Origin of the sequence: Paenibacillus sp. NPDC056933, assembly GCF_042674385.1 — a bacterium.
In the GTDB taxonomy this organism is placed as follows: domain Bacteria; phylum Bacillota; class Bacilli; order Paenibacillales; family Paenibacillaceae; genus Paenibacillus.
Genome location: NZ_JBHUQN010000008.1, coordinates 116,488 through 139,945, shown reverse-complemented (window position 1 = coordinate 139,945; position 23,458 = coordinate 116,488). Strand labels below are relative to the sequence as shown.

Genomic DNA, 23,458 nt, shown 5'->3' with positions numbered 1-23,458 from the left:
GTTCAAAAAAATCCAGGAATAACAGCGATCGAAAGATTATTCTGGACTCGTAGTGTTTTAGTGTGAAAATCCATGTATCAACTGTATAACAGAAGTCGAATATTGGTACGCATTTTGTGATATTTCTCGGGAAATAAATCGGTTGTGTTTCGCCATGAAACGCGAAGCCATGGGACATTAAAGGAGGAGCATATTGTGAGTATCAAAAGAGCGCTGGTCAGCGTATGGGATAAAACAGGTATCGTGGACTTTTGCCGCGAGCTGTCGCAAATGGGTGTGGAGATTATTTCGACAGGAGGTACAAGCAGCCTGTTGTCGAAGGAAGGCGTACCTGTCATCGGAATTTCAGATGTGACCGGATTTCCGGAGATTATGGACGGACGTGTCAAAACATTGCATCCGGCAGTTCATGGTGGCTTGCTGGCTGTTCGTGACAGCGAAGAGCACAAACGCCAAATGGAAGAGAACGGGCTGGGTTATATTGACCTCGTTGTTGTGAATCTGTATCCATTTCAGGACACCATCGCCAAGCCGGACGTAACGTATGAAGATGCAATTGAAAACATCGATATCGGTGGTCCAACTATGCTTCGTTCTGCTGCTAAAAACCATGCTTATGTTAGTGTCGTTGTAGACACCGCAGATTATGGCAAGGTGCTTGAAGAAGTCCGCAGCAATGGAGACACCACACTCGAAACACGCAAACGGCTTGCAGCAAAAGTGTTCCGCCATACAGCGGCTTACGATGCAGTTATTTCCGATTATCTCTCCAACCTGAACGGTGACCCACTGCCAGAGCGACTGACGGTTACTTACGAGAAACTTCAAGATTTGCGCTACGGCGAAAATCCGCACCAGCAGGCGGCATTCTACCGCAAACCGCTTGCAGCCCAAGATACGTTGACAACAGCCGAGCAGTTACACGGCAAAGAATTGTCCTACAATAATATCAACGATGCAAACGCAGCCTTGCAGATCGTTAAAGAATTTGAAGAACCGGCAGTTGTGGCGGTTAAACATATGAATCCTTGCGGCGTAGGTATTGGCGAAAGCATCTACGAAGCTTATGGTAAAGCCTATGCGGCAGATCCAACTTCCATCTTTGGCGGAATCGTGGCAGCGAACCGCATTATCGACAGCGATACAGCAGCCAAACTGAGTGAAATCTTCCTGGAAATCGTGCTGGCTCCTAACTTTACACAAGAAGCACTCGATATCCTGACCAAAAAGAAAAACATTCGTTTGCTCAAAACGGGTGAACTGAACGCTGCCCGCAATCGGGAGAGCCAATTCGTAGTCACTTCCATCGACGGAGGCATGATCGTGCAACAAAGCGATGTGCATTCCATCGAAGCGAGCGAGTTGAAAATTGTTACAGATCGTGCACCATCCGAAGAAGAATTGAAACAGCTGTTGTTTGGCTGGAAAGTGGTTAAGCATGTGAAATCCAATGCGATCGTGCTTGCAGCAAACGACATGACTGTAGGTGTTGGTGCTGGGCAAATGAATCGTGTCGGCGCAGCCAAGATTGCTATTGAACAAGCAGGGGATCAAGCCAAAGGAGCCATTCTGGCATCCGATGCGTTCTTCCCAATGGGCGATACACTGGAACTCGCAGCGAAAGCTGGAGTTACGGCTGTTATTCAACCAGGTGGCTCCATCAAGGATGAAGAATCCATCAAAGTAGCGAATGAATACGGCATTGCCATGGTTTTCACTGGCGTTCGTCACTTCAAACACTAATCAACCACTATATAAAAAAATTGGTGTGAATAGAATGCGCTCGATTCGTTAGACTGGTATGCGTTGGTAAGGGGTGTCCTCCGTCATGCTCATGACTTATGTGGACATCCCTCTTTTTCAGTTTTTTGGCCAAGAGAACGGAACATATTCTTAATTCATGGAGGGGAACAACGCTAATGGATATTCTCGTAGTAGGCGGCGGTGGCCGGGAACATGCAATTATATGGGCACTGGCGAAAAGCCCGAAGGCTGGCAAGATTCATTGTGCTCCGGGAAATGCAGGAATTGCACAGCTCGCCGAGTGTCATCCGATTGCGGTTAATGAATTCGATAAACTGACGGCGCTTGCCGTGGAGCTAAACGTGGATCTGGTTGTTATTGGGCCAGACGATCCGCTTGCAGACGGCATTGTGGATGCTTTTGACAAGACAGGCATACCGGTATTTGGACCACGCCGTAATGCAGCAGAGATTGAGGGCAGCAAAACGTTCATGAAAGACCTGCTGCACAAATACAATATTCCGACTGCGGCCTATGAAAAATTCGACAACTATGAGCAGGCGCAGGCTTATCTGGATGAGCAAGCCATTCCTGTGGTGATCAAGGCCGATGGGCTTGCAGCTGGAAAAGGCGTGACCGTTGCCTATTCCCGTGATGAGGCTGACCTGGCACTCCGCAGCATTATGGTGGACAAGGTATTTGGGGAAGCAGGAGCCAAGGTCATCATCGAAGAATTCCTGGCAGGTCAGGAAATGTCGATTTTGGCTTTTGTCGATGGGGAGACCGTTCGTCCCATGGCGGCTGCACAGGATCATAAACCGGTATTCGATAACGATCAGGGGCCAAACACAGGTGGCATGGGTACGTACTCACCATTGCCTCATATCCCCGCTTCGATCATTGAAGAAGCTGTGGAGACGATCATCAAACCCACAGCCAAGGCGATGGTATCCGAAGGGCGTCCGTTCCAGGGCGTGTTGTTTGCCGGACTGATGATCTCTCCCGATGGCAAACCCAAAACAATTGAGTTCAATGCACGTTTCGGTGATCCAGAGACACAGGTTGTGTTGCCGCGTTTGAAGAGTGATCTGCTCGATATTTTCTGGGCAACCGTGCACGGGAAATTGGCTGATATTGAGATTGAGTGGAGCGACGAAGCCGCTGTATGTGTAGTGCTTGCTTCTGGGGGATATCCTGGTCCTTATGCAAAGGGAGTAGCCATTGAGGGACTGGATCAAGTTGATGAAGCCGTAGTATTCCATGCTGGAACGGCACGCAATGAAGCTGGAGAATGGGTCACCAATGGTGGGCGGATTCTGGGCATTGTGGGTCTTGGCTCTGATATTGCTGAAGCCAGAGACAAAGCTTATGCGCAAGCGGAACGAATCCGTTTTGACGGAAAGCATCTGCGTTCTGACATCGCTGCCAAAGCTTTGGTTTAACCCATTCGAATTAAATACAGTAACACATGAGGGTCCGTAAAGATGTGCGCCGAAAAAAGGTGTTTGCATCCTGCGGGCCCTTTTCAACGTATATATGATTATGGTATGTACTGCTGGACTGATCTTAGTCTGGATACGACAAAGTGAATTGGTGTAAATTAAAGGTCCTGAGCAGGTTTAATCCACTAAAGTAAGGGGTAGTTTTTCTATAAACTGGTCTATACTATACATGTGAACAATATCACATGAATTAACTGTAGGCACGATACAAAGCAAGAACACGTACATAAAAGTTTATTTTGTGAACACGTTTTAGAATCCACATTCCAAACCATAACGTGCAACTGGATGGTTTGGCGCAGATCATGTTATACTTTTCTGAAACAGGAATGAACAAGAGGGGAGGTGGATATCTATTGGGAAGGCGATATTGTAAACTGTCCAAATGGAGAATTTTGGTGGAGTAAATCGGGAAACCATGACAGCATGAGGGGCAACCCTGTTTTTAGTGAAGTAGTTTCTAAGTTGATTGACTTCATCCTGAATTCCTGTTTTGCAATTTTACAAGGTCAGAGTACAACTTATACAAACGTTAAGATCAGATCGATTTTATATAAGGCATACGCCGTGTTTGAACGAAAATCAGCGGTTGAATGGTTAACAAAGTTAACGACTCACGCTGTAACTATCTCTGGAGGTGAATCCCTGAGAAGCGGGGAAATCATTGGACATAATTACCATATTGAATATTGTATTACTCATTATTTTGATTGCGTTGACCGCATTTTTCGTTGCATCCGAATTCGCTGTGGTCAAGATTCGTACGTCACGAATAGATCAGCTTGTTGCGGAAGGCAATAAGAAGGCTGTTTTGGCGAAAAAAGTAGTGTCGGATCTGGATTATTATCTGTCAGCCTGTCAACTTGGTATTACCGTCACTGCCCTTGGATTGGGAGCGCTCGGTAAACCAACGGTTGAAAGGCTACTGTATCCTGTATTTGATTACCTTAACGTATCTGCTTCCATCTCGTCTGTTGCATCGTATGCGATTGCGTTTATACTCGTCACGTTCCTGCACGTTGTTGTTGGTGAGATGGCTCCCAAGACGATGGCAATTCAATTTTCGGAAAAATTGACGCTGTTGCTCTCACCGCCATTGTACTGGTTCGGGAAAATCATGTATCCGTTCATCTGGGCGCTGAATGGAGCGTCACGTGTCCTTCTGCGGGGATTCGGCGTTAAACCTGCCGGGCATGATCAAGCCTACTCGGAGGATGAGATCAAGATCATCATGAACCAGAGTTACGAAGGGGACGAGGACAACAAGACCAAGCTTTCGTATCTGGAAAATGTATTTGTATTCGATGAACGTGATGCCAAAGATATTATGGTTCCAAGGACGGAGCTTGTGACACTGAATCAGAATATGACCTATGACGATATTATTCCGATATTGGATGAACATAATTATTCACGTTATCCCGTCATCGAGGATGGAGACAAGGACCGTATTGTCGGTGTGGTGAATGTGAAAAAGATATTGCCGGACATGGTTGCTACTCGGGCACATCAACTGAGCGAATTCGTGCGCGAGATTCCATTCGTATCCGAAGTTACACGTATCCAGGATGCCATGATCAAGATGCAGCAAGAGCGAGTCCATATGGCTGTTGTTGTGGATGAATATGGCGGTACAGCAGGTATTCTGACGATGGAAGATATTTTGGAAGAACTCGTCGGTGAAATTCGGGATGAGTTCGATGCCGATGAAGTTGCTGACATTCAGGAGACTGGAGAGAACCAGTATCTCATTAACGGCCGGGTGCTTCTGGATGAGCTGGAGCGGCAGTTTGGGCTTGTTTTTGAAGGCAATGAAGAGATGGATACCGTGGCCGGATGGATTCAATTCCAGAAGGGTGTCGGTGTGGAAAAAGGAGATACGGTAGAACACGGTGATTACGTCTGGACCGTTGTGGACGCAGAGAATTTTCACATTAAGCAGGTACTGCTTGAACGTGTAAACGGTGCTGAGGTTAAGGAAACAGCCAGTGACCTTGCGTGATTTTGGTTCGCTCAGGGCTGTAATCTTGGGTTTGACTGCGCAATTGGCTACTGCCCTCAGCATTTAAAAGTTTTGGCAACGTCACTCGTGCAACCTTATTTTAAATTTTATTGGAGGTGAATCCCTCAACCTGAGGGAAATCATTGGACGGAATAATAGCCTTGAATTTATTTTTAGTAGCCGTATTTATAGGTCTGACTGCCTTTTTCGTTGGAGCAGAATTTGCAATTCTGAAAGTACGGATGTCCCGAATCGATCAACTGATCCTGGAAGGGAACAAAAAAGCGGTTTTGGCCAAAAAAGTGGCTCACAATCTGGATTATTATCTATCTGCTTGTCAATTGGGTATCACAATCACGGCTCTCGTATTGGGTGCATTGGGTGAACCTACCGTTGAGAAAATGCTGCATCCACTGTTTGAGCGACTGGAAGTGCCAGCAGCCTTGTCTACAGTACTCTCTTACGGAATTGCCCTCGCGATCATCACGTTCCTGCATGTCGTAATTGGTGAATTGGCACCAAAAACATTGGCGATTCAGTTTGCCGAGAAGATGACGCTTATGCTGGCACCACCGCTATACTGGTTTGGCAAAATCATGAATCCGTTCATCTACGCGCTGAATGGGGCTGCCCGTCTATTGCTTGGCATATTCGGTATAAAGCCTGCCGGTCACGATACGGTTCACTCTGAAGAGGAATTGAAGCTGATCATGGCGCAGAGTTATGAGAGCGGGGAGATCAATCAGACGGAGCTGGACTATCTGAAGAACATTTTTGCTTTTGATGAGCGTCTGCTTCAGGAGATTATGATCCGCAAAGAAAAAATTGTGACGCTGGACAAAGAAATGCCGCTGAATCGTATGATTGAGGTTTTAAAGCAGCATGAATATACACGCTTCCCTGTGATCGAAAAAGGAAATAAGGATCACTTCGTTGGATTTATTCATACAAAAGAGATGCTGACAAGTGTTGCCGCAGGCCGTGCATTCAACATGGATACGTTTGTACATGACATGTTGAGATTTTCGGAGTTATCTCCAATAAAGGATGTCTTGATCCAGATGCAGCAAAGTCGTTCCCATATCGCAACGGTTCATAATGCGGAGGGAGCAACGGTTGGTCTGGTTACGATGGAGGATATCCTTGAAGAAATTGTTGGAGATATCAAGGATGAGTATGATGGCAAAGATCTGGTTCAACCGCCAAAGCGATTGAAATTAACCTAGAAAGCGTCCAAATAAGGTACAAAGAAAGACGGGTTTCCGAGTGATCGGGAACCTGTTTTTTGTTCCTGAAAATAGCTCAAGCCATGGTTAAGCAAGTTAAAAGAGTAACAATGTCTTAATTTTAAAACAAAAGCTTGCATAATGTCGGCAGATAGATTAATATAAATTTAAAGAATCTTAATTTAAAGATAAATAACAAAAGGCAATGCATAACAAACTGCTAAATATAACAATGATACAATTAAAAATAAGGGAGTGGAGATTATGTTCAGAACTTCAGGAATCCATCACGTTACGGCTTTTGTAGATGACGCACAGAAAAATGTTGATTTTTACGCAGGTGTATTGGCACTGAGACTGGTGAAAAAAACAATTAACTTTGATGCACCGGATGTGTACCATCTGTATTATGGCAATGAGGATGGGGCACCGGGCACCATTATCACGTTCTTCCCACAGCAAAATGCAAGAAGAGGTGTCATCGGCTCAGGACAGACCGGCGTAACCGTATATGCGATTCCAATGGGCAGCCTGTCATTCTGGAAAGAACGTCTGACTTCCTTTAATATCCCGTTTGAAAATAAAACACGATTTGGCGAGCAGTACATTCGCTTCTTCGATAAAGGCGGTCTGTTGCTCGAATTGGTCGAGCGTGAAGGAGGTCAGCCAAGTCAGTGGGCATTCAATGGTGTACCGTCTGAACATGCGATCAAAGGTTTTGGTGGAGCTGTATTATTCAGCCATGTACCCGACAAAACAATGGATGTACTGACAACGATGCTTGGTCTGGAGCAGGTTGGAGAAGAGGATGGAATCATTCGCTTGCAGGCGACTGGTGACATCGGTCAACTGATCGACATTCAATCGACTGGAATTCAGCGGGGCATTGGCGGAGCAGGTACGGTTCACCACATTGCATGGCGTGCAAAAGATTATGTCGAGCATGAACAAATGCAGCAGGATCTTCAAAAAGCCGGATACCATCCAACGCCGGTCATTGACCGCCAGTACTTCAACGCTGTGTATTTCCGGGAACCGGGAGGTATACTGTTTGAACTGGCTACGGATCCTCCGGGATTTGCACGGGATGAACCACAGGAGAGCATGGGACAGAAACTGATGCTGCCTGAATGGTATGAACCACAACGTGAGCAGATTGAGCAGCTTCTGCCACGCATTGAAGTACGTGAATGGAAAGGGGAGTCCAAATCATGACTACTACCAATACAATGAAACATATTTATAAAGCAGGTGCACAATCGGATGCCCCTACACTGTTGTTGCTACACGGAACAGGTGGAACAGAGAATGATCTGGTTGGTCTGGCCGAGATGATTGCACCAGGAGCAGGTATTCTGGGGGCACGTGGTAACGTTTCTGAGAACGGGATGCCCCGATTCTTCCGCCGTCTGGCGGAAGGGGTGTTTGACGAAGAAGATCTCATTGCACGAACAGAAGAACTGGGTTCATTCGTGGATGCAGCTGCTGTCGAGTATGGCTTTGATCGTGCCAATGTCTTCGCACTGGGCTATTCCAACGGTGCTAACATCGCCGCGAGTCTGATCTTCCATCAAGCTGACGCATTCAAAGGGGCGATTCTGCACCATCCGATGGTACCCCTGCGCGGTCTCGAAATGCCAGACCTGAAAGGTCTGCCTGTATTTATCGGAGCTGGAGAGAACGATCCGATTGTGCCGAAACGTGAGACGGAAGAACTCGCTTCACTTCTGAGTGGAGCAGGCGCAGCCGTGCACATGCACTGGGAGCGTCAGGGCCATCAGCTGACCCGTACCGAGGCGGAAGCTGCGGCGGCATGGTTTAAAACTCAGGGATAAATCTCCCTGGATGCTTTAAATACTTCTTTAAAAGGGGTGTCCCATAGTCATGAAAATGACGGGGACACCCTTTTTTGGCATTTTTACTGATGTGCTTCTCGGGCCGAGATGTTGATCTGGAAAATGATTAATAGGGCTACAGTACATTGCCAATGTTTAATACGCCTTGTCCTAAAGGGTGGAATAATCTATAAAAGGCGCAAGGAAAGAACAAAAGTGATACAATAAAAAGAAAAAGCAATGCTTGCATTGCCAACCAAGATAAGCGGAGTGTGGAGAAGAGATGAAACCAGTGGAACAAGAACCAACGGGAACTACAAATCCCGGCCGTGCCAGTGTTGGCATGGAAGATATCGTGCGCGCACATCATGTGTTGCGTGAAGTCATTGTAAGAACGCCGCTGCAGCGGGACGCTGTATTGTCGGCCAAATATAACTGTAATGTATATCTCAAACGGGAAGACTTGCAAGTGGTACGTTCGTTCAAAATACGTGGTGCATACAACATGATTCGTAGTCTGACTCCAGCAGAGATGGAGAAAGGCATTGTCTGTGCGAGCGCAGGAAACCATGCACAAGGCGTTGCTTTTTCCTGTAATGCTTTGGGCATCCACGGCAAAATCTTTATGCCGAGCACGACGCCTAACCAAAAGGTGAAACAGGTACGTCGGTTTGGTGGAAATAATGTTGAAGTTGTGCTCACGGGCGATACGTATGACGATGCTTATGAAGAAGCAATTCGTACGTGTAATGAACAAGGCATGACGTTTATCCATCCATTCGACCAACCCAAGATTATTGCAGGTAATGGTACGGTGGCGATGGAAATCATGGAGAGCCTGGATGAGAACGCGGACTATATGTTTGTTACTATCGGTGGCGGCGGTCTCGCTGCTGGAGTCGGAACTTATATGAAGACGGTCAGTCCGGAAACGCGTATCATTGGTGTAGAGCCACTTGGCGCAGCTTCCATGAGTGAAGCCATGTTCCGTAAACAGGTGGTCACGCTGGATGATATCGATAAATTCGTGGATGGTGCTGCGGTAAAACGCGTGGGTGACCTGACCTTTGATATCTGTAGTGGCACGCTGGACGACATTGTGAAGGTTCCTGAAGGTAAAGCCTGCACCACCATTTTGGAGCTGTATAATGAAAATGCCATTGTTGTAGAGCCTGCCGGTTCCCTGGCGGTTGCTGCATTGGAGCAGTATCGCGAGCAAATTGCGGGTAAGACCGTTGTTTGTGTAATCAGCGGCGGGAACAACGATATCGACCGGATGCAGGAAATTAAGGAGCGTTCCTTGATCTACGAAGGTCTGAAATATTATTTCATGGTCAATTTCCCACAGCGTGCAGGAGCTTTGCGCGAGTTCCTTGAGGAAGTATTGGGACCGAATGACGACATTGCCCGTTTTGAATACACGAAGAAGCATGATAAGGAAAATGGGCCTGCCCTGGTGGGCATTGAGTTGATGTACAAGGAAGATTACCAGCCGCTGATTGAACGCATGAATCGTAAAGGCCTCGCGTATACGGAGCTCAACAAAAATCTTAATCTGTTCAACATGTTAATCTGATGAATCACTCCAATGTGAAGTCGGACCGTAGTGAGGCGCAGCCTCTGTTGAGACCTGCTCGCAAAGAAGATGCAGCACAGGTCATTCCTTTACTTTATCAGGCGATCGGTGATATTGCATACGCTCTGGCTGGTGAAGAAGATCATGAGAAAGCGATGGGGATTTTGCAGCAATTTTACGTGCGTGAAGACAATCGGATCAGCTATCGTAATATAACGGTAATGGAACTGGATAAGCAAGTGGCGGGAATTCTGGTAGCCTATGATGGCGGAGAAGCAGACATTCTGGATCAGCCGATTCTGGATCGGCCTGGTCGGAGCACAGATGAGAAATATACGTTGGTCAAAGAAACCCGTCCCGGGGAGTATTATCTGGATACTCTATCGGTAAGCGAAGCATATCAGGGGCAGGGCATCGGCAAGGCATTGATGGCTGCTTTTGAGCAGCGTGGTCGAGAACTTGGACACTCGCAGGTGTCCCTCATTGTTGAACGTGACAATGGACGGGCCTTGATGTTGTACGAACGGCAAGGATACACCAAAGATGATGTGATTGTAATTGCTGGACATGAGTATAACCATATGGTTAAGCCAATTCTGTAATTCTTGAATTTGAGTTAGCCGGGTGTAGGAGTTACAAATACAACGATAGAATCAAAAGAAAACCGACATGGGAGCGAATCCTGTGTCGGTTTCTTTGTGTTCATTAGGTGATTAGTATGATGAATCATTTAATAGCCGGCATCTGCTACGTTCGGAACATTCTGTTCCAGCCATTTCTCCACTGCTGCTGTTTTCTCATACTTTGCTTCCTTAACCACATCCATAAAGGCACCCAGCTTGGTTAGGAATTCACTATCCACGGATGCAAGACGCTGTAACACCCCATTGTATCCTCTTTGGGCATTGGCAACCATTTTGTTCGTTTCATAATCAAACAGCGGTGTATTGTTCAGCCCATAAAAGGTATACAGGGTATAACTGTTCAACAGATCCTGCACCTGCTTGGCCCGATTCGATTTCGGATGCAGCTCCAGGAATTTTTCCTGGCTGAGTGCTCGAAGGAGAATTTCCTGATAGCCAATGACCAGAGCTCCGTCATCCGCAGGCAAGTTTTTCGTTTCCCTCATCATGATGAAGATGTAGCTTGAGATATCCTCAGTAATATCAGAGGTATATTTCACGAGTGCCGCATAATTCATAATGGGATAGAGGGAGCCTTCGAGCATGACGAGACGATAGCCGCTGTCTTGGGCTTCTTTTAGCAGTGCACGCAGATCGGAGTCCTGGGTACGCTTCATGAGTCTGGTGAAGCTGTCGTTCGCTTGATATGCCTTGAGCATCTTGTCCTGAACGTTGGGAACGAGCAAACGGTCCGTCATCGAAGTTAAAGTCTTCAGGCGCGCATTCTCCAACTGCAGAACCATCAGGGTAGCGTGATGCGTTGTTACCTTTTTGATATTGGATTCCAGATAGGTGTCAGCGGCGGGCAAGCCGTTCTTTTTTTGGAGCATGGATTGGAATGTTTTATATATGGCGGTTGAACTGCTGGTGGTTACTTTGGCATCCGGGCCTGAGGGAGCTGCAGCTGCGATTCCAGGTGTCACCGCAGTTCCTGTAATGATTGCAGTAAGGGTAACAACAGTTATGAAGAAACGTAGCCCTTTACGCTGGCCAGATAAATATGATGATGTCATCCGTGTACACCTCCCGTAGTTTTAGAGATAATAGGTTGTTATTCACTATAGATTAAACGAATTTGGGAAGAATGTTGTTTCGGAATAATGACAAAATATTCTGTTATTTTTAACCTTTCAAAGGTAGATGATGGAAGGGGATTTCTGCGAAAATATTTTTTGTGGGATTGGAAACTTTTACGCCTATTCATACGTCTTAGATGTGCACAGGAAATTACAGGAATTAATGAAATTCAGAAACGAATACAATTAACTTAAATAATGAAGAGAATGGGGATATTGGATATGAGGAAAGCGGGAGGACGTCAAGTGAAAAAGGTAATGTCAGCACTGGCCGTATCAGCCATGTTGATGTCTGCACTACCCACGTCAGTGATGGATGCAGCTGCAAGAATCAGCATATATATTAACGGTGCGGAGCTGTCGTCAGCACAAGCCCCTGTCATGAAAGGTGGACGTGTACTGGTTCCGTTGCGCTCCATTTTTGAAGGCTTGGATGCCACAGTAAAGTATACGAATAAAACTAAAACCATTACAGCAAGCCGGGAAGATCAGGAAGTGATCCTGAAGCTGGGCTCCAAAACGGCATACATCAACGGAGAAGCGATCTCATTGGATGTACCTGCGAATACAATCAAAGGAAATACGATGGTTCCCATTCGTTTTGTCAGTGAAGCATTTGGAGAAAAAGTATTCTGGAACTCTCGTAATCAGCGGGTAGATATTAAAACAACGTCTACACCTCCTGTGGATGAGACGAAATATGCAGCATGGAACATTTATGGTTCTGTATCCGGAAGCAATGGGGATGGTCGTGATCTGACCGTAAGCTTCACGCGTCCAACGTCCGAGAAAGCCGTATCCGCATATCGTATTATGCTTGTAAAAACACGTGATGTGAATAGTTTCAATGAGTCTGCGGCAACGGCTGTGCCTGCTGCGAATTATACATCCGTTACTCCAAATGGCACTGATCCAAGATTGACGCTTAATGCACAGACCCGTGACGTGAACGGGGATCTGTTGAATTCCAATGAGACCTATCGTCTGTATGTCCTTACGGTGGGAAACAGGAACAATAGCTACAAAAATCTGCTAGCCTGGTCCTCCCAGTCTTTGAAACTAAATAACAATGTGAAAACGACAGTGCAACCTGTCACAAGCCTGCGGATTGCAGATATCAGTGACTATGGGGACGGCCGTGATCTGGAAATTAACTTCACACAGCCGAGTACCACATCCAATATTACGTATTACCGTGCTTTTATAGTCAAAGCGAAGGATGCTTCTTCCTTCAATCTGACTGCGGCGAATAATGTGTCCAGTTCCAATTCAACCATTATATACAAAGGCAACAGCACGGCGGTCAAAAGCCAGCTCTCGTCTTCTACGCGTGACACATCCGGGGAACTGATCAAAAGCGGCACATCCTATGTCGTCTACATCATGTCCGTAAGCTCGAATGCGGCAACAGCAGACAACAAACTGTCCGCGGTATCTTCTTCCCTAACGCTTGGAGTAAATACAGCAACAGCACCTGTCATCACGTCAGTGAGAGACAATTCCGATTATGGAGATGGTCGTGACATCCAGGTGAGCTTCAACCGTTCATCTGATGAATCTAAAGTTGCTAATTATCGAATTTTCGTAGTGCGCAACTCGGTATCCAGCAGCTTTAATCTGACTACGGCGAGCAATCTGTCTTCGAGCTTGTATTATACTGTGAACAAAACAGGCAACAACATTACAACCACACTGCCATCCTCCATGAAGGACACCAGTGGTTATAACGTAACGAATCTGCAGGACTACCGAATCTATGTTATGGCAGTGGGGAACCAGCAGAATGGATATACCAATGCGCTGTCCTCCTCGTCAACGCAGTTGAGACTGACAACGAATAGTAATGCTGGTGTCGCAAGCAATATTGGGGTGGCTGATGTGAGTGACTACAGCGATGGACGGGATCTCCGCGTTTCGTTTAATAGAGCTTCGGATGAATCCAACGTTTCCGCGTATCGGGTATATGTGGTACGTTCCGGCAATGCAGGCAGCTTCACGCTGAGTGCGGCTAACGCATCGAACAATTACTATCAGGTAAACAAAACGGGTGGAAATCAGTCATTTACTCTTCCTAACTATATGGTAGATACCAATGGTTACACAGTTACCAATAACAATAACTATCGTGTGTTTGTCCTGTCGGTAAGCACAAGTGGAAATTCCAGTCAGAACGCGCTGTCCTCTTATTCTTCACAGATTACCCTGACTGCCAATGCAGCTGTGCCTGCACCAAGCAATGTGGCGGCAACAGATATTGGGGATAACGGTAATGGTAGCGATCTGCGTGTGACGTTCAATCGTTCGACGGATGAGACGAATGTGAATCACTATCGTGTGTTTGTGGTAAAATCGGGTACCAACTTCAATTTGGCATCAGCAAATGCAGTTGGTAGTGCGAATTATACGTATGTAAGCAAAAATGGAAATAACCAGACGGTTAACCTTACAAGTAATACTAAAACTGTGGATAACAGTACTATTGGCAATGGAGTAGCCTACCAAGTATATGTGATGGCAGTGAATAATAACGGCTCTCTTGCCAATGCATTGTCTTCGGGCTCGGGAACGATCACATTAGCTTCCAATACCGCTGTGTCAGCAGCGAGCAACGTGAACGTAACTGTGAAAAATCAGGGGCAAGCGGGAGATGCATCGGATGTAACGATAAGTTTCAATAAAGCTTCCAGTGAAAATGGAATTGCCGGTTACAGGGCATTTGTTGTACCAGCAAACCAAGTAAGTGGTTTTAATACGGCTTCTGCACTGGGAATTTCTTCGAATATTGATATCAACAAAAATGATGCTGCCGGTCCTGTCGTCCTGAATAATGGTCATCGGGATATTAATAACAAGTCACTTGTTGTAGGGCAGAAATATCGGGTCTTTGTGTTATCCGTATCAGACAGCAGCTCGCGTGCTTCCAATCTGTCCGCTGCTTCCAATGAGTTCAGTATTATTGCGCCAGTCACTGAAGTCAAAACCGCAACTATAAGCGACTTAAAAAATACTAGCTCGACCACGGATGTCAGTTATAAGATATTATTTAGTAAACCATCGGATGAAGCTGGAATATCCCAATATCGACTTTTTATTGTTAAAGGATCAGATAATTTGAATGTAGCCTCAGCAGCCTCGGCAGTCTATAGAGTAATTACTCCGGGAGAACTTGCGTCGGGGGAAATCAACTTGACACTAGGAACAAAAGATTCCACAGGTACCGATATTGCCGTTGGCAATGATTACAAAGTGTATATCTTGTCTGTAGCCGCAAATCCAACGACATATAGTAATGCTCTTTCCGCTGTATCAAGAACAGTCAAACTGGAATTAGCTAAGCCTGATGCACCTGTTCAAGATCCAGGTCAAGCTACAAACCCAACTGCTGATCCTTCTCAGAGCAGTGGGAATACGCCACAGATCTAATGTATAAGCGAGAATTCGGAGAGACCCCGTGCAAGGAGATCAAGCATTGCCTTCAGCTCAAGATGGAGGAAGACTCTACGTGCGCAGGGGATCATTCGTTCTGAAGGACGACAAGGCTAGTCCTTTTTCTGGAGTGGATGGAAAATAAAAATAGCTGTCGAGACTTTCTCAACAGCCGGGTAGGAGGGGCCATTACCATTATGGCCCCTTTTTTGACACTCGATATTCTATTCCCTCACCGAGTGTCGTTACTTCCTTTTTGCACACCATATCCCGTTGTGATATACCCAATGATGCTGCTCCAAAAAGGGTAATACTTATACTTTCTTCTGTCCGAAGAGTGGTCTCAATGTCGCCAGTCCCACAATCCCGATCACGAGACTTATCCATGGAGCCAGTGTAAATAAGGGAAGTCTGTCACGCAGCGGATAACCTACAAACAAGACCAGCACAACGATGACGATATAAATGACGATTCCGCGAAGGTTGATTTGTGGTCTGGAAGTCTTGTCTGCTCCGTGATCGTCAGGCCGCTCAGCGAGACGACGAAGCATTTCTACCAATGCAATTCCGCCAACTGCCGCTACGATTAGCGAGAACAGGCTGATATGGCTAAACGGTTCCGTATCTCCACCTGTCCAGCCGACAAATAGCCCTGCCCCACCCTGAATCAGCATGACAAAAGACAAAGCAGCCCAGGCAATCATGGCATACCATTTGGGCGTGCGTCTGACCTGATCCGGTGTCTCCGAGGATTCGGTTTCATCCGCTGAATCTTTTTTCTTGGCGGAAGCATTTTGTGTATTCGATTTGTTCCGGCTACCAGATGCAGCTGTACTTGAAGCCCCGGAAGGTTGAACCTTGGAATGGCCAGCAGTGGCATCCTGTGTATGCTCTTCAACCCCGAGCTGCGAACGGATATCCCGTTCCAGATCAGGCCCGTATAATTCACGAGCGGGCTGTCCATCACGCTGAGCTTGTACGATGGCTTTTCCTGCATAGAGAATCCATTCTTCCTGCGTTCTCTCGTCAGCAGGTGCATGGCGCGCAATGGTGCTGATCTGGTCGAACAGCTTTACATTTTCAGGCGTCATTTTACTCATTTCGGTCATCTGGCGATTCTGTATTTCTTTCAACTTTTTATAGGAAATTCCCAATGATTGCTCCCCCTGTCTACACACGTTCTGATCCCCGGCGATCTGGAGACCCTGACGGTATTTTAGTATACGGGAAGGGCTCTCGTTTCGCAAAGTCATTCCTTATAAAACAACTGTTTGTGATTCGCCCATAGCCCTGCAAAGGCCAGAATGACACAGGTGCACAGCAGCACCAGTTTTCCGTGATTGCGAATCCATTCCAAGATGTGTTCCATGAGTTCAATCCTTTCACCGGAAGAGTCGAAAGGCAAATGTTGCCTGTGATATATGGTCTATGTTCCCCTTGGCTCGTCGTAAATATGCGTAGGGTTCCGTCCATTTCCAACGATTGTGTGAAGCATGAATAAAGTGCAGCCGATTCCACCACAATAGTAGCATTTCCAACAGAAACCAGGGATTGGAGTGTGCCAGATATGGATCAACAAACGGAACAATTAACCAGGAAGCTGCTGTTAAACAGTAATTCTCGTGGAGTTACGGATGAGGTTGTGCCTATGGAGGAGACGTTGGAAGATACTGAATATGCCGAAGAATATACAGAAGGCACCTTTCCGTCAGGAAGCTTCTGGGAAGGCTCTAACTCGGCACATGAACAGGATTGGCAGGGACGGGTGGAGACCCATGAGATGTTCCGACGGAGCTACGAATAGCTGTCTCGACAGATATTAAGTTCCCAATTCAAGTACTAACAGGCCACCTTCGACAAGAGGCTCGGTTCGCAAGTTATTCGCCTATCTCCATCATATAAACAAGCTTAGGAATGATTCGAGTCAGCTGCTGTCAGCATGGCTCATTTTTTTTGGGAAATCCCGATAAAATGTGGACAAGCAGCCTCTTGGAAAAGGACATTTCCTCACGTTGACTTGAGGATCACAGGATGATAATATACTAATATCATCTTAATACACATTAAACTTATCGGATTTATAGATAATTAACAAAATGAACAAGAGCAGGGAAGAATGGAAAGGGGAAATGAACATGGAGCGTCAGATCAGTATTCGTCATGGGCAGGAGGAATTAACAGCTACGATTCATTATCCGGTTGTGAAAGACATCAAGGAGGAGAATCAACAGAAGCGTGTACCTCTGGCTGTCATTTGTCATGGCTTTGTAGGAAGCCGGATCGGTGTAGATCGTCTGTTTGTAAAAACTGCTCGTGAGTTGGCCGAAGATGGGTATCTGGTTCTGCGCTTTGATTACATTGGCTGCGGGGAGAGCAGTGGTGAATATGGCGCAGAGGGGCTGGAGTCCATGATTCTTCAGACACGCTCTGTGTTGGATTACGCTGTAAATTGCAGTGATGTAGATCCAACCCGTGTAACGTTAATCGGTCATAGTCTGGGCGGCGCCGTGGCCCTGCTTACCGCTGTTCGAGACAAACGTGTCAAAAACCTGGTGATGTGGTCGTCCGTGGGATATCCATTCAATGACATCGTGAAGATTACAGGAAGGGAAGTTTACGATGAAGGGGTGAAGCAGGGTTCTGCCGATTATCTCGGTTATAAGTTCACGCCAGCATTCTTTGAGTCACTCGCTGAGCATCAGCCATTCCAGGAAGCCGTTAAGTTCAACGGGGATGTTCTGGTAGTACATGGCACATCGGATGAGATTATTCCTGTAGATTACGCATTCCTGTATCAGAAGGTACTCTGGATGCGTCAGGAAGGACGCTGCGACAAGGAGATTATTTTCCAGGGTGATCATACCTTCTCTTCCGGTAAAGAGCGGGAACAACTGATTACCCGGACGAGAGAATGGCTCGGAGAGCGTCAGAAGATTGAACAGGATTGGCAGCACTGGATGATCTAAGAGCGATATGGGTGGAGTCTTAGGGTACCGCTGGAACATCACAGGGACAACATGATCGATCTAAATGGCAACATGTGCGTCCGAATGCCAACAGATTGGGATGTCTGCTTGGAAAAGCGCCTTCTTCGGGGTAAAATAGAAGAGTAAGCATCCTATCGTGTCTGGAGGTTGGCAGCAATGACATTACCCGCATTTTTCATTGCGCATGGTTCTCCCGCACTGGCGGTGGAGAGCAATGACTACACTCACTTCTTGAAACAGCTTGGAGACAGGCTGCCGGCTCCGAAAGCCATTGTTGTATTTACGGCGCATTGGGATTGTCCCGAACCGTCCGTCACAATGGATGATACACATCAGACTTTGCATGATTTTTACGGATTTCCATCTAATATGTATACAATGGATTACCCTGCACCTGGCCAACCAGATATTGCGAATGAAATCTGCGCTTTGTTCACCCGGAGTAATCTTCCGCATCAACCGATCCGAGGCCGTGGTCTGGATCATGGGGTATGGGTACCGCTGTTACACATGTATCCAGAGGCCCAGATTCCCGTAATCGCGGTGTCCGTGGATTCGCTGCGTTCCCCGCAGGAACAATATGATATAGGCCGAATGCTGGAGCAGCTGCGTCATGATGATGTGCTGATCCTTGGCAGCGGCGGAACGGTTCATAATCTGCGCTTGCTTGGTAGTGACAACGAACCGCAAGAATGGGCGGTTGAGTTCGATAATTGGGTTGGGGAGCGCCTCACCCAGTGGAATACGAGAGAGCTGTTTCAATATGACAAAAAGGCTCCCCATGCCCGCACAGCGGTTCCATCTTATGGAACCGAGCACATTGCACCCTTGTTCTATGCCATGGGTACAGCGGATATGTCGCGATCTGCAAAACGTCTATTTCAATCGTATCCTTACGGCACGCTCAGTTTGAACTGCTGGCAGTTTGGTGACGGCGCATAACTTGGAACAGACAACAGAGCGTAAACCCGATCTGTGGGTGTAATCTTGCTAATCTGCTTGTAATTCTGCACACAGACGTTTAGTTGAACAGCAAGACAAAAAGGTTTCTGCAGCCAGCTTGGTGGGCTACAGGAACCTTTTTCTAACTTGGGCAACTTTAATACGAGACGTTAACTACTTGCGAATCTCGAAGAGCTCACATGCTGTACGCGAATGATAAGCCAGTTCACTAACACTGGACTGCACGACAACCGTGTTATGGTCAAACCGAATAATGACGCCACCGGAATTGATCTGGTGGTTATCTTTAAAAACACGAACCTTATGCTTCATTTCCATGGCTTCCTGGAAGTCGGCATCGGTTTCAAGACGGCGCTGGGTTGGCATGTCACGTACTCCTTTAGTTATAATCAATCGCTATGTTCATCATAATACGTGTTTCTGTGAATGAGCAAGCGAGACTGAATACATAGGCTTATGAAAGGAAGAAAAAAGTCCTACTCTCCAGGGGGAGGAGAGCAGGACCAAGTTATTTAGTCGAATGATTAAGCTGTTTTATGCGTAGGGCTTATCGTTGGTGTGTCTTTAGGCTGGCTGCCTTTATTGCGAGTGAACAATCCGCGGAGGTAAGGGAGTACCCAACGATCCAGACCGATTTTACCAGCGTTTGCTCCAGCGACCACAAGGAAGATTTCCATTAGAACCAGTTGAGCATTCGTGCTTACGGTTCCCGAGAAGAGGAACGCGAAGTTCATGACCATGGCCATCAATGCTGCCAGTGTTGTGAAGCATCCAAGAATGAGGCCCAAACCTACAAGGAACTCACCGAGAGGGATGACGAAGTCGAACAGTCCTGCATTTGGTACTGCGAATTTCTCAAGGAAGGTTGCCCACCAAGCTTGAACTGCCGGATGATCGCCTGTTGCTTTTTCTACAGCTCCTGCAAGGAATCCACCTGCTTCAAATCCGCCTGTCAGTTTGCCCCAGCCGTGTGTCATCCAGTCGTAACCGATATACACCCGAAGTACTGTCAAAATCCACATTGCCACTTTGTTTTCTCTAAGCCATTGGTTGATGCTGAACATATAAACCACTCCTTCATGGAATTTAGTGTGTGTTGTTTTTGTTTTTCTAAGTGATCACCTTTGATGTCTTTATTGTATAGTTCAAAAGTCATCTTGTTTGTGATTATTATCACAATCTAGTTCAAATTTTAAGTAAGGTTTGAGAAGTTCACATTTAGGACTTATTTTCAGCTTGCCTGAAGTTTCAAACGTAAAATACAGGGTACAAAATGCTCCCTTAATCGAAGACAAATGATGCAGTGTGTGATTAAATGGAAAGAAATACGTGAAATGGTCACCGCATAAGAGCAACTACAGCCTAGATTTCAGCCAAATCGTTCAGGAGGTACATATATTGAAGCAATGGAAATGGAACAAAACGACGTCAGCAACGTCGATGTTCATTTTGGCTATGAGTCTGGTGGCTTGTCAGAACAAGGAGATGGTCCAGAACCCGAAGCCGGAATCCGTTCCAACACCTGTACAGGAAGAACAAGTGACGGAAGAGCCTGCCACGTCTCTCTACACAGCACCACTCACAGGTCTGCCTTTGGATGAAGCAATTACGCGCCGCCCACTGGCCGTCATGATTAATAATGCTCCTGCGGCACGGCCCCAGTCAGGTCTGAGTGCGGCTGACATTATTATCGAAGTGCTCGCAGAGGGAGGCATTACCCGTTTTATTGCGATCTTCCAGAGTGAAGGCGGAGCAGAGACGGTCGGACCTGTGCGCAGTATCCGTCCATATCTGATCGAGCTTGGTGAGAGTTACGATGGTGTATTAGTTCATGCAGGCGGCAGCCCGGATGCTTATTCCATTTTGCAAAAGCAGCAAAAGCAGCATATGGATGAGATCTCGAATGGTGGCCCCTATTTCTGGCGTTCCTCCGATCGTAAAGCACCGCATAATCTGTACACGTCGTCGGACAAGCTGAGAGAAGGAGCGGACACCAAAGGCTATAGTCACGATTTCAAGTCGCCTGTGTATACGTATAACGAAGAAGGTTCTACATCCTCTGGCGAGTCGGCCAAGCGATTCGATATTCATTATTTATTGGAGAGTTACCGGGTCACGTATGATTATGATGAAGATAGTGGACGATATATGAGATTGGTGAACGGAAAGGCAGATCAGGATCTGGACAACGGCGAACAGATTGGAGCGGCCAATATTATGGTCGCCGGTGCGAATCATAAGGTGCTCGACAACGTGGGCAGACTGTCGGTGAATCTGGAGCAGGGCGGGGAAGCCATGCTGTTTCAAAAGGGGAAGGTCATTCATGGGCAGTGGGTAAAGAAATCGGGTGACATTATTCGTTTTGTGCAAAATGGGACCGAAGTTGCTCTTGTTCCTGGCAAAACTTTTATCAGTATTGTTCCAAATCAGCCTGACTTTGCAGACCATGTCGAAATTCAAAATTAATCCAATTCCAAGAGAAATGTAAACGCAGTGTAAAATTTAATCATCATTTTTCCAGTCATTCCAAATAATTAAGATTCATTTCAGATTTATGTGATAAGAATATAAAAAAGGATCATGCCTTATGTACAAACCATGAAACAAATATGATAAGATATCAAAGGTTGTCATTTCATGTTTCATCGGTTATCGGCAATTTCTCGTAAAGGGGATAGAGCTATGAAGCTTAAGAAGAAGAAGGATATATTTTTTGAGACACTAGAGAACATGGCAGATACGGTCGTGCAAGCGGCTGATTATTTCTCCCAACATGTTTCCAACCTTCAGGATGTGACTCTTTTTGCCAATGAAATGAAGAAGTACGAGTCCCAGTGTGATGATTATGTTCATACCATCATTACAGAGCTCAACAAGACATTTATCACGCCGATCGAACGCGATGATATTATGGAACTGACAACGACACTTGATGACGTATTGGACGGACTCGAAGCAACGGCTTCCCGTTTCTATATGTACCAACTGACTGACCCGGACGAATATATCGTTCAATTCGCTGAAATTTTGCGCCAATCGGCTTACGAAATTCAGAAGGCCATTCATTTGCTGTCTCAGAAAAAATTGCTGGCGATCCGCGAGTACACGATTCGTCTGAACGATTTGGAAAACCAGGGCGACGAAGTGCTGCGCAACTGTATCAAGAACCTTTTCGCTACCGTGCCTGATCCGATTGAATTGATCAAGCGCAAAGAAATCTATGAACGTCTTGAGACGACAACGGATGCTTGTGAACACGTAGCGAATGTGCTCGAATCCATCATCATGCGTAATTCTTAAGGAGCCAGAGAATAATGGAAACAACGATTTGGGTATTGGGTATAGTCGTCTTCCTTGCACTGGCGTTTGACTTCATTAATGGTTTTCACGATACAGCGAATGCCATTGCAACTTCGGTTTCGACACGGGCACTGACCCCGCGCCGGGCAATCCTTATGGCTGCGGTGATGAACTTTGTCGGTGCCATGATGTTTACAGGAGTAGCGAAGACGATTGGGGGAAGTGTAACAGACCCCACCAAGCTGGATAACGGGATCGAGGTCGTCATCGTCACCTTGATCGCTGCGATTATCTGGAATCTCGTTACATGGTGGTTCGGTATTCCTTCTTCATCCTCGCATGCACTTATCGGAGCCCTTGCTGGAGCAGTACTTGTTGGTGCGGGCGCTGATAAAGTGAAATGGAGTGGATTTATTGATATCGTCGGAGGATTGTTGTTATCCCCTCTGATTGCATTTGCCATAGGTTATGTGGTCATGACGATTCTCAAATATGTTTTTGCGAAACGCAGTCCGCATAACGTGAACAAAGGTTTCCGTACGGTCCAGATTTTTACGGCAGCGCTCCAGGCGTTTACACATGGTACGAATGATGCTCAGAAAGCAATGGGGATTATTACGTTTGCACTGGTTGCAGCAGGCGTACAGGATCATCTGGATGTTCCGCTGTGGGTTAAGATCTCAGCAGCAACGGCAATGGCTCTGGGTACGTCCATCGGTGGTTGGAAAATCATCAAAACGATGGGAACCAAAATCTTTAAAATTGAACCGATTAACGGTTTTGCCGCGGATTTGTCAGCTGCATCCGTTATTTTCTCAGCAACGTTGCTTCATCTTCCAGTGAGTACAACACATGCGATCACATCGGCCATTCTGGGTGTCGGTTCCGCGAAGCGTTTTTCGGCTGTGAAATGGGGACTTGCTGGACGTATTATTATTACGTGGTTCATTACGATTCCAATTACGGGGTTGCTCGCAGGTTTGCTGTACTGGATTATGTTCTAAACAAAGTTATCCCGGAAGCATTCGGGGTTACAGAGTTAACAGATAAACTGTTCATAACTGTGTGAATATCGGGATATGTGGACAATTATACAACCATAATGAAGAGACGCCTGTGCATGAACATGTGGACAGGCT

General features: G+C 46.4%; 19 protein-coding genes. 15 read left to right on the top strand and 4 right to left on the bottom strand.

Annotated features, from left to right (window positions below; genetic code table 11):
- Positions 1-195 precede the first annotated feature (195 nt).
- From purH to ACFTRD_RS30640, 8 genes are all read left to right on the top strand, one after another.
- Positions 196-1,743, top strand: coding sequence for a bifunctional phosphoribosylaminoimidazolecarboxamide formyltransferase/IMP cyclohydrolase (gene purH, locus ACFTRD_RS30675; protein ID WP_379386618.1), 1,548 nt, complete (start codon positions 196-198; stop codon positions 1,741-1,743).
- Between the two features lie 176 nt (positions 1,744-1,919).
- A complete protein-coding gene (gene purD / locus ACFTRD_RS30670) occupies positions 1,920-3,185 on the top strand; it encodes a phosphoribosylamine--glycine ligase (protein WP_379386616.1) in 1,266 nt (421 codons plus the stop codon).
- A 724-nt stretch (positions 3,186-3,909) separates the two neighbouring features.
- Positions 3,910-5,247, top strand: a complete 1,338-nt coding sequence (locus ACFTRD_RS30665; RefSeq protein WP_379386614.1) for a hemolysin family protein — start codon at positions 3,910-3,912, stop codon at positions 5,245-5,247.
- Between the two features lie 143 nt (positions 5,248-5,390).
- Positions 5,391-6,473: a hemolysin family protein gene (locus ACFTRD_RS30660; protein WP_379386612.1), complete on the top strand. Its 1,083-nt coding sequence runs from the start codon at positions 5,391-5,393 to the stop codon at positions 6,471-6,473.
- 264 nt (positions 6,474-6,737) lie between these two features.
- The gene (locus ACFTRD_RS30655) at positions 6,738-7,688 is read left to right on the top strand and encodes a ring-cleaving dioxygenase (RefSeq protein WP_379386610.1); all 951 of its coding nucleotides are present in this window, start codon (positions 6,738-6,740) and stop codon (positions 7,686-7,688) included.
- A 14-nt stretch (positions 7,689-7,702) separates the two neighbouring features.
- The gene (locus ACFTRD_RS30650) at positions 7,703-8,308 is read left to right on the top strand and encodes an alpha/beta hydrolase (RefSeq protein WP_379386666.1); all 606 of its coding nucleotides are present in this window, start codon (positions 7,703-7,705) and stop codon (positions 8,306-8,308) included.
- Positions 8,309-8,591: 283 nt separating this feature from the next.
- Positions 8,592-9,884, top strand: a complete 1,293-nt coding sequence (gene ilvA / locus ACFTRD_RS30645; protein ID WP_192263236.1) for a threonine ammonia-lyase IlvA — start codon at positions 8,592-8,594, stop codon at positions 9,882-9,884.
- Positions 9,884-10,486, top strand: coding sequence for a GNAT family N-acetyltransferase (locus ACFTRD_RS30640; RefSeq protein ID WP_379386607.1), 603 nt, complete (start codon positions 9,884-9,886; stop codon positions 10,484-10,486). Before ilvA ends, ACFTRD_RS30640 begins: the two co-directional genes overlap by 1 nt.
- Before the next feature lie 128 nt (positions 10,487-10,614).
- On the opposite strand, the gene ACFTRD_RS30635 is transcribed toward ACFTRD_RS30640, so the two are convergent.
- Entirely contained in the window at positions 10,615-11,580 is a 966-nt protein-coding gene (locus ACFTRD_RS30635; RefSeq protein WP_379386605.1) for a hypothetical protein, read from the bottom strand.
- Positions 11,581-11,889: 309 nt separating this feature from the next.
- Between ACFTRD_RS30635 and ACFTRD_RS30630 the strand changes: the two genes are divergently transcribed.
- The gene (locus ACFTRD_RS30630) at positions 11,890-15,066 is read left to right on the top strand and encodes a stalk domain-containing protein (protein WP_379386603.1); all 3,177 of its coding nucleotides are present in this window, start codon (positions 11,890-11,892) and stop codon (positions 15,064-15,066) included.
- Between the two features lie 317 nt (positions 15,067-15,383).
- Here ACFTRD_RS30630 and ACFTRD_RS30625 read toward each other — a convergent pair whose 3' ends face one another.
- On the bottom strand, positions 15,384-16,223 hold the full coding sequence (locus tag ACFTRD_RS30625) for a hypothetical protein (protein WP_379386601.1): 840 nt from the start codon (positions 16,221-16,223) through the stop codon (positions 15,384-15,386).
- Positions 16,224-16,636: 413 nt separating this feature from the next.
- Between ACFTRD_RS30625 and ACFTRD_RS30620 the strand changes: the two genes are divergently transcribed.
- The 3 genes from ACFTRD_RS30620 (at position 16,637) to ACFTRD_RS30610 (ending at position 18,998) form a co-directional block, all read left to right on the top strand.
- Entirely contained in the window at positions 16,637-16,873 is a 237-nt protein-coding gene (locus ACFTRD_RS30620) for a hypothetical protein (RefSeq protein WP_192263246.1), read from the top strand.
- A 331-nt stretch (positions 16,874-17,204) separates the two neighbouring features.
- The gene (locus tag ACFTRD_RS30615) at positions 17,205-18,035 is read left to right on the top strand and encodes an alpha/beta hydrolase (RefSeq protein WP_062327037.1); all 831 of its coding nucleotides are present in this window, start codon (positions 17,205-17,207) and stop codon (positions 18,033-18,035) included.
- 177 nt (positions 18,036-18,212) lie between these two features.
- Positions 18,213-18,998 carry a DODA-type extradiol aromatic ring-opening family dioxygenase gene (locus ACFTRD_RS30610; RefSeq protein ID WP_379386598.1) on the top strand — a complete coding sequence of 262 codons (786 nt, stop codon included), beginning with the start codon at positions 18,213-18,215 and terminating at the stop codon, positions 18,996-18,998.
- A 174-nt stretch (positions 18,999-19,172) separates the two neighbouring features.
- On the opposite strand, the gene ACFTRD_RS30605 is transcribed toward ACFTRD_RS30610, so the two are convergent.
- Together ACFTRD_RS30605 and ACFTRD_RS30600 are read right to left on the bottom strand one after the other, a co-directional pair.
- Positions 19,173-19,385, bottom strand: a complete 213-nt coding sequence (locus tag ACFTRD_RS30605; protein WP_192263250.1) for a hypothetical protein — start codon at positions 19,383-19,385, stop codon at positions 19,173-19,175.
- A 158-nt stretch (positions 19,386-19,543) separates the two neighbouring features.
- The gene (locus ACFTRD_RS30600) at positions 19,544-20,083 is read right to left on the bottom strand and encodes a DoxX family protein (protein WP_379386596.1); all 540 of its coding nucleotides are present in this window, start codon (positions 20,081-20,083) and stop codon (positions 19,544-19,546) included.
- Between the two features lie 334 nt (positions 20,084-20,417).
- Here ACFTRD_RS30600 and ACFTRD_RS30595 point away from each other — a divergent pair, with 334 nt between their 5' ends.
- The 3 genes from ACFTRD_RS30595 to ACFTRD_RS30585 all read left to right on the top strand — a co-directional run bounded on the left by ACFTRD_RS30595 (position 20,418) and on the right by ACFTRD_RS30585 (position 23,323).
- The gene (locus tag ACFTRD_RS30595) at positions 20,418-21,485 is read left to right on the top strand and encodes a DUF3048 domain-containing protein (protein WP_379386594.1); all 1,068 of its coding nucleotides are present in this window, start codon (positions 20,418-20,420) and stop codon (positions 21,483-21,485) included.
- Between the two features lie 216 nt (positions 21,486-21,701).
- Positions 21,702-22,319 (top strand): DUF47 domain-containing protein, encoded by a 618-nt coding sequence (locus ACFTRD_RS30590; RefSeq protein WP_062327047.1) that lies wholly within the window; start codon positions 21,702-21,704, stop codon positions 22,317-22,319.
- A 14-nt stretch (positions 22,320-22,333) separates the two neighbouring features.
- Positions 22,334-23,323: an inorganic phosphate transporter gene (locus ACFTRD_RS30585; RefSeq protein WP_192263254.1), complete on the top strand. Its 990-nt coding sequence runs from the start codon at positions 22,334-22,336 to the stop codon at positions 23,321-23,323.
- Positions 23,324-23,458 lie beyond the last annotated feature (135 nt).